Origin of the sequence: Neobacillus drentensis, assembly GCF_036965425.1 — a bacterium.
Lineage (GTDB): Bacteria > Bacillota > Bacilli > Bacillales > Cytobacillaceae > Neobacillus > Neobacillus drentensis_F.
In genome coordinates this window covers 1-12091 of the sequence record NZ_JBALPP010000132.1, presented here as the reverse complement: position 1 = coordinate 12091, position 12091 = coordinate 1, and the positions used below count along the sequence as shown (strand labels likewise).

Annotated in this window: 14 protein-coding genes; 1 reads left to right on the top strand and 13 read right to left on the bottom strand. The window is 40.2% G+C overall.

Annotation, left to right across the window (positions count from 1 at the left end; translation table 11 throughout):
- Window positions 1–268: 268 nt before the first annotated feature.
- The 11 genes from mdh to V7161_RS26165 all read right to left on the bottom strand — a co-directional run bounded on the left by mdh (window position 269) and on the right by V7161_RS26165 (window position 8192).
- Entirely contained in the window at window positions 269–1210 is a 942-nt protein-coding gene (mdh, locus tag V7161_RS26215; RefSeq protein ID WP_335715745.1) for a malate dehydrogenase, read from the bottom strand.
- An 83-nt stretch (window positions 1211–1293) separates the two neighbouring features.
- Window positions 1294–1569 carry a BMC domain-containing protein gene (locus V7161_RS26210; RefSeq protein ID WP_335715744.1) on the bottom strand — a complete coding sequence of 92 codons (276 nt, stop codon included), beginning with the start codon at window positions 1567–1569 and terminating at the stop codon, window positions 1294–1296.
- A gap of 17 nt (window positions 1570–1586) precedes the next feature.
- Entirely contained in the window at window positions 1587–1850 is a 264-nt protein-coding gene (locus V7161_RS26205) for a EutN/CcmL family microcompartment protein (protein ID WP_335715743.1), read from the bottom strand.
- Between the two features lie 11 nt (window positions 1851–1861).
- A complete protein-coding gene (gene pduL, locus V7161_RS26200; protein ID WP_335715742.1) occupies window positions 1862–2722 on the bottom strand; it encodes a phosphate propanoyltransferase in 861 nt (286 codons plus the stop codon).
- 46 nt (window positions 2723–2768) lie between these two features.
- Window positions 2769–3098, bottom strand: a complete 330-nt coding sequence (locus V7161_RS26195; RefSeq protein ID WP_335715741.1) for a BMC domain-containing protein — start codon at window positions 3096–3098, stop codon at window positions 2769–2771.
- Between the two features lie 13 nt (window positions 3099–3111).
- Window positions 3112–4650, bottom strand: coding sequence for an aldehyde dehydrogenase family protein (locus tag V7161_RS26190; RefSeq protein WP_335715740.1), 1539 nt, complete (start codon window positions 4648–4650; stop codon window positions 3112–3114).
- Between the two features lie 29 nt (window positions 4651–4679).
- Entirely contained in the window at window positions 4680–4991 is a 312-nt protein-coding gene (locus V7161_RS26185; protein ID WP_335715739.1) for a BMC domain-containing protein, read from the bottom strand.
- A gap of 102 nt (window positions 4992–5093) precedes the next feature.
- Window positions 5094–5387, bottom strand: a complete 294-nt coding sequence (locus V7161_RS26180) for a BMC domain-containing protein (RefSeq protein ID WP_289984028.1) — start codon at window positions 5385–5387, stop codon at window positions 5094–5096.
- Between the two features lie 45 nt (window positions 5388–5432).
- Window positions 5433–5813: a hypothetical protein gene (locus V7161_RS26175; protein ID WP_335715738.1), complete on the bottom strand. Its 381-nt coding sequence runs from the start codon at window positions 5811–5813 to the stop codon at window positions 5433–5435.
- A gap of 68 nt (window positions 5814–5881) precedes the next feature.
- The gene (locus tag V7161_RS26170) at window positions 5882–6898 is read right to left on the bottom strand and encodes a phosphotransferase enzyme family protein (RefSeq protein ID WP_335715737.1); all 1017 of its coding nucleotides are present in this window, start codon (window positions 6896–6898) and stop codon (window positions 5882–5884) included.
- 31 nt (window positions 6899–6929) lie between these two features.
- A complete protein-coding gene (locus tag V7161_RS26165) occupies window positions 6930–8192 on the bottom strand; it encodes a class-III pyridoxal-phosphate-dependent aminotransferase (RefSeq protein ID WP_335715736.1) in 1263 nt (420 codons plus the stop codon).
- Between the two features lie 210 nt (window positions 8193–8402).
- Here V7161_RS26165 and V7161_RS26160 point away from each other — a divergent pair, with 210 nt between their 5' ends.
- Window positions 8403–9230: an AraC family transcriptional regulator gene (locus V7161_RS26160; protein ID WP_335715735.1), complete on the top strand. Its 828-nt coding sequence runs from the start codon at window positions 8403–8405 to the stop codon at window positions 9228–9230.
- 99 nt (window positions 9231–9329) lie between these two features.
- Here the strand turns inward: V7161_RS26160 and fabG are convergent, their stop codons facing one another.
- Together fabG and V7161_RS26150 are read right to left on the bottom strand one after the other, a co-directional pair.
- A complete protein-coding gene (gene fabG, locus V7161_RS26155; RefSeq protein ID WP_335715734.1) occupies window positions 9330–10103 on the bottom strand; it encodes a 3-oxoacyl-ACP reductase FabG in 774 nt (257 codons plus the stop codon).
- A gap of 43 nt (window positions 10104–10146) precedes the next feature.
- Complete coding sequence (locus tag V7161_RS26150) at window positions 10147–11583, bottom strand: APC family permease (protein WP_335715733.1); 1437 nt, start codon at window positions 11581–11583, stop codon at window positions 10147–10149.
- Window positions 11584–12091 lie beyond the last annotated feature (508 nt).

Sequence of the window (12091 nt, the reverse complement as noted above, 5' to 3'; positions counted from 1 at the left end):
TAATTGATGATTGGCCCTAATTAATCATTTCAATTTAAATTTTCTTCCTGTTTCTCTCTAGTAATATTTGATTAAGATACCCCGTGACTCAGATTCCCCTAATAAGAAAAGCAAAGATATTCCTTCGCCCTGGTTATTCCTATGTATATTACACCTTTAAAAAACGAACATAATGCCTGTCCTAAAAGTTATTGACTTTGAAAGAGGAACAGGCACCCATTTTATAATATGGCATTTCACTATACCCAATTAACATAAGGTTAAAAAGTCAAGTGTTTACAATAGGTAAAATGGCTTCCACTGATTTAGCGGATCTGTCAAGGGCCTCTTTTTCATTAATATTCAATGGAAGTTCTATTACACTATGGATTCCATTTCCGCCAATTATTGTTGGAACTCCTAAGCACAAATCTTTATAGCCATACTCCCCCTGCAAATAAGCGATTGCAGGAAGAATGCGCTTTTTGTCGCGGATGATTGCTTCTGCCATGATGACAAGAGAGGCGGATGGAGCGTAATAGGCACTCCCATTTCCTAATAAAGTAACAATCTCGCCCCCTCCATGCCTAGTTCTTTCTATTATATTGTCTAGGCGCTCTTTCGAAATCAGCTTTTCAAGCGGAATTCCTCCAGCATATGAAAAACGGATTAACGGGACCATTTCGTCCCCATGGCCGCCCAGGACAAATCCCGAGATATCCTCAACCGAAATATTCAACTCTTCTGCTACAAAAGTATTGAATCTTCCTGTATCAAGAACACCTGACTGGCCAATCACCCGGTTCCTTGGAAATTGTGTTGCCTTATAGCAAACGTAGGTCATCGCATCTACCGGATTGCTTAAGACAAGAATGTAACTATTTGGTGCATATTTTGCGATTTTAAGAGAAATGGAGTGAATGATACCCGCATTGGTTGAGACGAGATCCGCCCTGCTCATGCCCGGTTTTCGTGGAATGCCAGCCGTAATAATGACAAGATCAGCATTTTCGATATCGGCATAATCCGATGTTCCTTTAACATTGGCATTGAAACGTAAAATAGGACCAGATTCGAGAATATCGAGTGCTTTTCCTTTTACTGGCTGTTCCTGTTCCGGTATTTCCACGAGAATAATATCCCCTAGTTCTTTTTGCGCAAGCATCAGAGCGGTTGTTGCACCCGTATGGCCAGCCCCGATTACAGCAATTTTTGGGCGTTTAAAAACCATGTTTCTCCTCCTTCCATTCTTTTTTCGTAATTAGGCAATGCCTTTAGATTTCTTACAGAATCGTCCCATTTATTTCCTGCCAATTATTTAGACTTTTTCATGACTCCATAGATATCATTATCTATCCTTGGTATGACATGTGCAGCCCGCAGCCCACCCACTCTTGCTGCAGCCTCTTTTCCCGCTTCAACAGCAGCCTGTACCGCACCAACATCACCTTCAACCAAAATCGAAACAAGTGCACCATCTATTTTTTCCTGATTTACAATGGTGACATTTGCCGCTTTCAGCATAGCATCTGCAGCTTCAATCGAAGCTATTAACCCGTAGGTTTCAATCATTCCGATTGCTTTTGCCATTCTATTCACCTTCTCTATCATATTTCTGTCTGATCTACAATTCCGATAATCGCTGCATCAAGAGGAGAAACACCGTCAGGCACTATCGCCCGCGCTGAGCTGCCTTCTGCAAATATTATCTGATCCCCCTTGCCGGCACCAATTCGATCGGCCGCAATAATCGGTGTTTTTATAAAAGTCCCATCCGGTTTAATGGGCTGTATTACTAAGAGTTTTAATCCGGTCATGCCATCCTCTTTCCTTGTTGCCCATATACTACCAATCACAATCCCAAGCCGCATGTCATCCCACCTTATGCATCAATAATCACAATTTTCTTCCCTGTAATGCGGGCTGTATCCCTTGCCAATGGGGTAACAATACTCATTTTTTTAATATATATATTTTTACCTGGAAATCTTTGTACTTCATGATCGGTCAATAATTTCCCACCAAAAACCTGATGATTCGAACGTTCCTCCGGAAAATCCTTAATATTTGGGGAACCCTGGATATTCTGCGGCTGCCGGTGCATAATAATCCTCCCGGGCTGGCCTGTTTGGATTAATCCGGTATTAGCTTCATCCGTATCAATATGCATTTCAGTCATATACGAAGGTGAAACCCGGACTAAAACCCTCTCAAATGTAATGGGCCGTGCAGTATCCACCCGCACCGTAACAAAACCGCCATCTTCAAATCCAAACTTTTTCGCATCTGCAGGATTTGTATGAATATGCGATTGCGCAATGATAAGGCCTTCATGTAAATAGAGGCTTCCTTTCGGTCCTATGATGGTCACTGGACTGGAGCCATTTAGGTGGCCAGATTGCCGGAGTGGCGGGTCAAGTCCAAGCTTTTTCGCATCTGTTATGCTTACTTCCACTTGCGTTTGTTTTCTTACCGGACCAAGGACACGAACGCGTTCAATCGTTCCTTTTGGACCCGCGATTGTTACCGTTTCTTCAGCAGCAAACTGATTGGGCTGGGAAAGCCGTTTCTTTATCCTCAATTGATAAGAGGCTCCAAACAGAACAGCCAGATCTTTTTCTGACACATGCACATGGCGGGCAGATACAGCTATAGGAATCAGGTCCTGTTCTAAAGTTGCCTGCTTTTCGCTCAACTGTTGAAGAACCTCTTCAACGATTGATTGAAGCAAGGGATGTTCCATTTTGTTTTCACCTCACTTTTGGCAAACCCCAAATAGTTAAAATATCCTATCGTATTGCTGATAAATCTGGTTCACTTTCTGAAGGGACTGCCGTAGGAATTTGTGGCAAAATTATCTCCAGCTCATTATGAGGTCTTGGAATCACATGGACTGACAAGATTTCACCTACCCGATTGGCTGCAGCTGCCCCAGCATCAGTCGCCGCTTTTACTGCACCCACATCGCCGCGAACGAGCACGGTCACGATTCCTCCGCCTACATGGACCTTTCCAACAAGGTGCACATTTGCCGCCTTCACCATTGCATCCGCTGCTTCAATGGATGCTACCAAACCTTTCGTTTCAATCATTCCAAGTGCTGTCATTTCTCTTGGCATTTTATCTTCCTCCTTAATCTTTATTGAATTGCTTTACAACTTGTACGACAATTCGGGCAATATCAGCTGCCTGATAATTTTCATTTAAGCCCATTTCACGGATTACTTCTTCAACAATCTGATTCTGCTGGGCTGACTCTTGAAGCAGTGCTGTACTTCGGTCTGGATTCATTATTCCTTTTTTAGGGATTGACACTTCTTTAATTCCATAAGCCATTCTTTTTATATTCATTAAATGCCTGGCGGTAATATTGTCTGATGTGATATTGCCTCCGAACGACCCACACCCCAATGTAAAGGATGGGTCAAAACCTGTAGTGCCTCCAACTGCCCCCATTGTTGAAAGCGTGTTGACGAAGATTCTTGATACAGGCATGTCCAGGGAAAATTCCTTAGCCACATGCTCATTTTCCGTGTGAATCGAAAGGCTGTGGCCTCTGCCTCCCAAATCGAGCAGCTGGTTGCAGATTCTTTTTGCATCGGCTGTATTTTCTGCACGATAAAGAGCAAAGATCGGCGATAGCTTTTCTAAGGAGAAAGGGACATGCTTGCCAATTTCAGTTTCCTCTGCAACAAAAAGACGAATGGTTTCATCAATTGAAATTCCTGCAAGCTCAGCAATTGTTACAGGGCTTTTTCCGACAATCGCAGGATTTACCTTTCCTGGTACAGGTGAAATCACCTTTTCCATTTTTTTCTTTTCTTCCGGATTTAAAAAATATGCCCCGTTCTGTTTCAACTCAAGAATCACATCTGTGGCAATCTCCTGGTCCACGACAATCGACTGTTCCGTCGCACAGATGGTTCCATAATCAAATGTCTTGCTATCGACAATCATTGAAACAGCTTTTTTTATTTTTACTGTTTTTTCAATATAAACGGGAACATTTCCTGGCCCGACTCCATAAGCCGGCTTCCCGGAGCTGTATGCAGCTTTAACGAGTCCGCCTCCGCCCGTAGCAAGGATTAAATTAACATCTTTATCCTTCATTAGTGCCTGTGTTGCTTCCATGGAAGCAAAGGATAGCCAGCCAATTAGCCCCTTTGGCGCCCCGGCCCGGGTAGCAGCTTTTTCGCAAATTTTCAAAGCTTCGGTTGTACATTTCACGGCATACGGGTGTGGGCTGGCCACAATGGCATTCCGTGTTTTTAAAGAAATCAGCGTTTTAAAAATAGCTGTTGAGGTTGGGTTGGTTGTTGGGATAATCGCGGCAACCACACCGAATGGTGCGGCGATTTCAACCATTCCCTTGACCTTGTCTTTCCTGATGATGCCAACCGTCTTTTCATCTTTTATTGATTCATATACTGCTTTAGAGGCGACATCATTTTTCATCTTTTTGTGTTCAATCACGCCCATACCAGTTTCCTTCACTGCAAGAACAGCTAATTCATACGAATGTGCATAGGCTGCATCTGCGACTGCTTTAACAATTCGATCAACCTGTTCCTGTGAGAACGACATATACTTAAGCTGAGCCTGTTTGGCCTTTCGAACGACTTCTCTCATTTCCTGTAGTGCAAGTAAATCATGGTCGACTACTGCATACATGTCATCACTACCTTAAAATATATAGATTGTTATTGAACTAACTGGGATACCCAACGCGAATTTACTTCTTTTTGAAAAAACTGATTTGTTTCAAGGTCCGGGTTTGGCATAACCCCGGATGTTAGAAGGGAGTCGTTTTTTTTTGCAATCGTGGCTCCCACTTCAATTGCTGTCCTGACAGAGCTCAAATCGCCGCCAATCATAAGGGTGACAAGTGCAACATCTCTTGTCTCATGTTTAATTATTGTGATGTCTGCCGCTTTTAACATAGCATCTGCTGCTATTATAGAAATTGCCACCCCAATTGTTTCGAGCAATCCAATCGCACCGTACAACATCATTCCCTCATCTCAAAAATGATCTAAAGATTTCTATGTCCAAGCTAGTGGCAGGGATATGAATCCCAAAATAACGAAACTACCAAATGCCGTTTGGAAAATCTATTATTTTTTATCAGATCCAGGTAAAATAATTTCCAATTCATTGTGCGGACGAGGTATCACGTGTGTGGATAATAGCTGTCCGACACGTTCTGCAGCAGCAGTTCCCGATTCTACTGCAGCTTTCACTGCTCCCACGTCTCCTGTTACCATAACCGTGACGATTCCACCACCGACGTGCACTTTTCCTATTAAATTTACATTTGCAGCTTTCACCATTGCATCCGATGCTTCTAATGCAGCTACCAGCCCCTTTGTTTCAATCATCCCTAAAGCTCCATCTATTATTCTTGTCATGTTCATTCCTCCATTTTGTTAACTTGCAACCTATTTCATAGCAAATTACCTTTTAATAAATGTTGAATATAACTTAACTTGTCCTTCTGTGTTTGCTCCATTTTCCGTTGCAGTTTTTCTAATAATGGCAGCTACTTCTTCCCATTTTTTCAACTCTGCTGCCTCCAGTGACCTAATGGCTGAAGGCTTATCGTTCGAAAGAATTTCATCGTTACCGCCAATCAAGCTTGAGGAAATGGTATTCCACAATTTTATCTCTTCATTTGAAAGTGGTTTGGGATTGGCAGCGTACGGCTGATGTTCTTTTCCCCAATTCTTGAAACTTGTTATGTTATTTTCATTTTTATTAAGAGGAAAAGCTTCAGCATGCTCTTCCATCTTTAAGAGAACGAGTTTGGTAATTTCTTTAATTATCGTTTCATTCATGTTCAGTCCTGCCCTCCATTCAGCAAATCTTTATAGCTCAGTATGGTTTGTCAAAAAAATTAAAGTGCTTACAAATTAAATCTTTCTAAATATCGAATGGCTAATGCGTCCGTTTGCTCTGTATATTTACTTCCGAGTTCTTGGCTGGTTGGGTTATCATGGCTGCCGATCCAAGCGATAAGCATTAACCTCCTCATTAAGATAAAGGTTGGAATCTCATCTTCTTCCTGTTTCGATAGCGGGCGAACCTTACGATATCCTTTTACCCATGCACGAATAAGTTCGGGCACATATGGTTGATGCTCAATAAAACTTAATGAAGTGGCTAAATCAAACATGTACCAGCTAAATCCACAGTCATCAAAATCAATCACCTTAATGACTTTATCTTCAATAATTAAATTGGGGAGGCGCAAGTCGGCGTGAATTAAACCAAAGCGGTCATTAGATTTTCCATATTGATCTAACCGGTGTTTGATCACTTCCGATACCTTTTGGAACAATTCGAGTCTTTGAGGGGTTATTCCCTTCCCATCCTGCCATCTGCCCCATATAGGATCATTCCCTATGACGTTTTCGTAATCCCAGGACCAGCGATTGATTGTTTGCGGGGGTTTCCAATTTATACTGTGATTGTGGAGATGGGCAGTAATTTCACCAAGATTTTCAAATTGCACGATTAACTCTTGTTCATTTTCCTCACTTGGCGATTCCCCTTCTAAAAAAGCAAATAACGTACAATAAAATGGTGATTGTTCATCGTGTAAATGGACTTCCTGAACATCCTCCCAATTTGAACCGGGGAAAGGTAAAGGAACAGTAATTGGGCTATCCCTATTGATTGATTTTAACCATAGTAACTCACTTTCAATTTCTTCCTTTGTGTGATAACCAGGACGATTGACTCGTAAAATATATTTCTTATTATTGGCAAAATCTCTCACTAGATAGGTAGCGTTCTCTGAGTAATTTAAGAGCTCGGTGTTTGCATTGTTTAATTTTGGATACAATCCGAGTGATTTTTTTGCCACTTCATGAAAGATATTTAACACACCTGCATAGGATGGTTCATTTGCTACTCCCATATTTTTTCTCCCTCCTAATCCAGTTCTTCAATTAATATCCCAGTTTTCTTGCTGCCTGCTTAATTCCAAGCTCACAACGTTCCAGCAGCTCGTCACAATAATTCTTGTCGCAAAGAAGACCTGGTTTGAACTGCAAAACGCGATTATCAAGCATGGAGTAGATGGCCCATACACCATTTTCATATAGTGAACTCATCACATGCTTGGCACCTTGCGGGTGATCAAATTCGAGCCCCATCACTACACCTAATTGACGAATTCCAACAAAGAAGTCTGAATGGCGCTGCTTGATCTTCTCCAATTCATATCGTAAATAGCGGGAAACAAAATTCACATTTTGGACAACTTCTTCTCTTTGGGAAATTTCTAATACTTTCATTGCTACAACACATCCCAGTTCAGAACCTCCAAAGGTAGAAATATGTGCCATCCCATCCTCATTCATCCACTGGCCCGCCCTCTTACTTACTACCGTTGCAGCAATTGGATAGATTCCCCCGCTAAAGCCTTTCGAAGTGACCAATATATCGGGTTCCACATTATAATGTTCGATTCCCCAAAGTTTCCCTGTGCGCATAAGACCAGTCTGAACTTCATCGGCAACATAGAGTGTTCCATATTTCTCACACAACCTCTTCACGGACGAAAGATAACCTTTTTCAGGAAGAGGGAAACCGTATGTTGCCGGGATCGTTTCGATAATGACACAGGCAACGTCTTCGTTTCTTAATGCAGCTTCCATCGCATGTAAATCATTAAATGGGACATGAATAAACTCCGATGGGTCCCCCTCACTTAAAAACGGCTTTGAATACCGCTCATTTCCTAGTGATACAGCTAATCCGGTATGGCCATGATACCCGTTGATGATTGAGACAAATTTCTTTCTTTTTGTAGCGTATCTGGCGCATTTTAAGGCAACGTCGATTGCTTCACTCCCACCGCAAGAAAGAATGGAGTAGTGAAGGCTGTCGGGAGTAGCCTTTCCAAGTGCCTTTGCGAGCTGCGCCCGAGTGATGGATGGAAAATGATGGTTTCCGATATCAAATTCTTCTAATGCATTCTTTAAGGTTGAAATAATTTCAGGATTCCGGTGACCTAAGTTGTATGTACCTCCATTCAAATGGACATCCATCAATTTATTTCCATTCATATCGTAAAAATAGTAGCCCTCTCGTTTCCCAATAACTAAGTCAACGCCATCCTTTTGCCATTGTTTTGTTTTTCCTGGATTCCACCATTCAATAGATTGTTGAATTATTTGTTCTTTCGATATTTCTTTAGTCGAATACAATCAGTATCACTCCTTGTAATATCACATTTTTTCTACTTGATAGGCTTACTATAACATCAATAAAATTATTGTTATTGTAAAAATCGGAACATTCAGAATAATATTCTTTAATTTATGTCTAGTAATTTGTATAATAAAAAAAGAATAAATACATAGATTCAACTATTCTTAAATAATCTTGGAGCAGTCTACTGAGGGAGGTTATGAAGTTTGAATTTATTTAGTCAGCTAAAAACAGTTTCTTATTTACCATCTCAACCTGAAATTGAAAAAAACTCTGACTATTACTTGGAGAAAAAACCCACAAGTTTTTTATGTAAAAGAAATATCGCGGTATTTTTCCAGTTTAAGATAAAGCAAAATGGGGCAAAGCTCGTTTCCATCATCCCAGACGGTGCGTTCGATCTCTTGTTTTGTTGTCACCCAAGCCAACCAGAAGTTTATTTATGGACAACCCCGTCCAAAAGAATGAGAATTCAAGAAGGCTTTCGGGAGGATTGTGACTATTTTGGAGTCCGCTTTTATCCTGAACAACAACTTTTTTACTTTCATTACAATATGAAAGGATTACTGGATCAGAAAATTCCCCTTAACGATGTCATCAAGATGGACCCCACATTTGCCGAACAAATTGTCGAGGCTCAAACTTTTGAGGAAAGAATCCAATTGTTTGAAAGTCTTATGGAAAAGCGTCAAGCAGAAAAATCTCCCAGCCAGCTCATCATCGAATATTCAATTCAAAAGATTTACTCCACCAAAGGACAAATAAAAATTGAGATGTTATCTGACGATATCGGCTATACGGATCGATATTTAAGAAAAAAATTCGAAGAACAAATTGGAGTCTCTCCGAAACAATTTAGCCTGATTGTTAGATTCCAAAACGCCTTAAAAGTTATGCTCAATGATCATAACTATGATCTGTCAAAAATACTTTTTGAACAAGGCTACCACGATCAGTCGCATTTTATTCACTCATTCAAAAATTTCACCAATTTATCACCTGAAAGATTTCGGGAAATCTTTTATAACTCTTAATCCATTTAATATGGGTAAATTGAAATCCCAGATTACTATGAACAAGAAACCCTCTCCTTTTTTCAAAAGGGAGGGTTTCTTGTTTTATTTTATATCCACTTAGGCTAAGGCATCTAAACTTTCAGGAATAATTTGGCCCCCATCCACTACAATTGTTTGAGCTGTAATATAATTTGCTTCTTTGGAGGCCAAAAAAAGGGCTGCATAAGCAATATCTTCAACTTTGCCAATTCGTTTCATTGGAACTGTGGCTGCCATGCTATTTATATAATCGTCCCCTAATTCTACTAATCCCTCGGTTAAAATATTCCCTGGCATCACCGCATTAATCGTGATATTGTATGGAGCCAACTCCAATGCGGCGCTTCTCATAAATCCAAGCTGGGCCGCCTTGCTTGCTCCATAGTGCGACCAACCGGCGTAGCCAGTAACAGGTCCTGTAATCGATGATGTAAGGATAATACGACCAAATTCAGCTTCTTTTAAAAAAGGAAGGCAAGCCTGAATAGCAAATAAGGCACCTCTAGCATTCGTATTCATAACAAGATCCCATTCATTAATACTCATATCCTCAATGGAGGAGTTTGGAAATACCCCTGCATTGGAACAAAGAATATCCACACCTCCAAATGAAGAAGCTACATCATTAGCCATTTTTTTCATGGAATCAAGGCTCGATACGTCCCCTGCAAATGCCTTTGCAATTCCTCCGTTTTTCCGAATTTCTTCTGCGCTGCTCTCTGCAATCTCTATATTCCTAGAAACAACGGCCACATTTGCTCCTTTCCCTGCAAAAACGTCGGCAATTCCTTTCCCAATCCCTTTGCTTGCCCCTGTTACGATCACGGTTTTCCCTTTTAAAGGCGTCAACATGAATGGATCTCCTCCTGCTTAAATGTTTTATTAAGTTATCATTCTATAATTCTAATTGTGGCGGAAGCTTACGGAATCCTTTCGTTTTTATTGCCAAGTAGACGATTCCAATGACAAGCCATGAAGTGCCAATGATTTGTGCCAATCGATCCATACTTATCCATACATACAAGATGATAAGGAATCCAATGATTGGCAAGACCAAATAACGGAAATGACTAATTCCTGATGGTTTCCAATTTGGAATACTACCAAGTTTTATTGATGACTCTCCTTTTTTCTTCACATAGTATAGCCAAACCACTGAAAAATTTAATGCAGCAAATCCGAATAACGCACCATAGTTTACTAGATTTGAAAGTGTTGCCATGTTTGAACTAAGACCTAATATAAATTCGATGGAAACAATAATAAGGATACTCCAATGAGGTGTTTTCCATCTTTTGTTCACTTTTGCAAATACATTTTTTGGCAGCAGATTGTCTCTACCCATTCCATATAAAAGGCGTGCTCCTGCAGCAGTAGCCACAAGATTAAAGACAGCTAATTCCGTTAAATACCCTGCTGTAAAAAAGATTCCAAAACCATTTCCACCCGTCATTTTTGATACTTGGAATAATACGGTATTTACCCAGGTTTCATTATTCATATGAGATTTCCAATCAGGAATGACGAGCATCCCAAAATATCCGCATGCAAACATCGTTATTGTTCCAATCCCAATGCACCAATAGATTGCCTTTGGAATATCCCTCTTGGGTCTCTTCGTTTCCTCCGCTAAGGTAGTTATCGCATCAAAGCCCAGAAAGCTAAAGATGGCTAGTGAAGTACCAGCAGCTAAAGTGGAAAAATTGGTAAAATGAAAGGGTTCAGCACTAAATAAAGTCCCAGTTCCCATTCCACCATGGACAGCATGAGCCCAAATAATGATGGAAAGCCAAACAACAAATTCGCCAAGTATGAGAAGTCCTAATCCCAATTTGGATATTAATTCAACACCGAATAGATTTAATAACCCTGTTCCGACTGAGAAAATCGCTAAAAGAATCCAATAAGGAATTCCGGGAAAATATTGTTGGGCAAAATAGGCTGAACTAGATGCAGTAACCGTTGGGATTAATATGTAATCCAATGTTAATACCCATCCTGATATAAATCCCAAATGTGGGTTCCATCCTCGTCCAACATAGCTGTAAACTGACCCTGCAAGCGGGAAATTCCTGACCATGACCGAGTAACTGAAGGCAGTAAAAAGCATAGCAACTCCAGCCAGCAAATAGGGAAGTGCTACCGTTCCACCTGAGGTTTGAAGCAACAATCCAAAAATAATTGCCGGAGCAATAGGAACCATATAATTTAGTCCGAATGCCGTTAGTTGCCAAACGTTCATCGTTCGATCCAGTTCTTGCGTATAACCAAATTTTGAAATGTCAGTAGGCAATTTTACTTCAATTTTTAATTCTCTTTCTTCAACAGACATTTGTTTTACCTCCCTTTTATCATATCCCGACAGAAAACTCTCACCTTAAGGCATAACTAAAGCCAATGAGATGGTGAATGGAAAGAAGTTAATAGTATTGCTTTACAAAAATCTGTTTAAAATTTAGCAGATGCTTATTATCGAGAGAATAAAAGCAAAATAAACAATCATCTTTTTTGTCAAAAGGCATTTCCAATCTTCTACAACAAAAGATACGATGGAATTAATGCTGATAAATACAATCATATAAATTGCCTAAACTTGGTCTTGTCCGTTTACAAAAGTAGTGAATTTACAGTGTAAGCGCTTTCTGGGTTAAAAAGGTGGTTGAATCAAACCAGTTAATTCAGTTAGCTTTTTTCATAATAAATTCGTTGGTTGAATGTGACAGAATTTTTAATATTAGTGCTTCATTTTGTCAAATGTCTTTTGAAAATTTTTTTGTCTGATACAAACTGACCTCCCTCCCTGTAAAAAATCTCTTCTATAAACTAGATAGAAATAATAT

Coding starts and splice junctions, on each gene's coding strand:
- mdh (WP_335715745.1), bottom strand. CDS start 1,210: ATGGTTTTTAAACGCCCAAAAATTGCTGTAATCGGGGCTGGCCATACG.
- V7161_RS26210 (WP_335715744.1), bottom strand. CDS start 1,569: ATGGCAAAAGCAATCGGAATGATTGAAACCTACGGGTTAATAGCTTCG.
- V7161_RS26205 (WP_335715743.1), bottom strand. CDS start 1,850: ATGCGGCTTGGGATTGTGATTGGTAGTATATGGGCAACAAGGAAAGAG.
- pduL (WP_335715742.1), bottom strand. CDS start 2,722: ATGGAACATCCCTTGCTTCAATCAATCGTTGAAGAGGTTCTTCAACAG.
- V7161_RS26195 (WP_335715741.1), bottom strand. CDS start 3,098: ATGCCAAGAGAAATGACAGCACTTGGAATGATTGAAACGAAAGGTTTG.
- V7161_RS26190 (WP_335715740.1), bottom strand. CDS start 4,650: ATGTATGCAGTAGTCGACCATGATTTACTTGCACTACAGGAAATGAGA.
- V7161_RS26185 (WP_335715739.1), bottom strand. CDS start 4,991: ATGATGTTGTACGGTGCGATTGGATTGCTCGAAACAATTGGGGTGGCA.
- V7161_RS26180 (WP_289984028.1), bottom strand. CDS start 5,387: ATGACAAGAATAATAGATGGAGCTTTAGGGATGATTGAAACAAAGGGG.
- V7161_RS26175 (WP_335715738.1), bottom strand. CDS start 5,813: ATGAATGAAACGATAATTAAAGAAATTACCAAACTCGTTCTCTTAAAG.
- V7161_RS26170 (WP_335715737.1), bottom strand. CDS start 6,898: ATGGGAGTAGCAAATGAACCATCCTATGCAGGTGTGTTAAATATCTTT.
- fabG (WP_335715734.1), bottom strand. CDS start 10,103: ATGTTGACGCCTTTAAAAGGGAAAACCGTGATCGTAACAGGGGCAAGC.
- V7161_RS26150 (WP_335715733.1), bottom strand. CDS start 11,583: ATGTCTGTTGAAGAAAGAGAATTAAAAATTGAAGTAAAATTGCCTACT.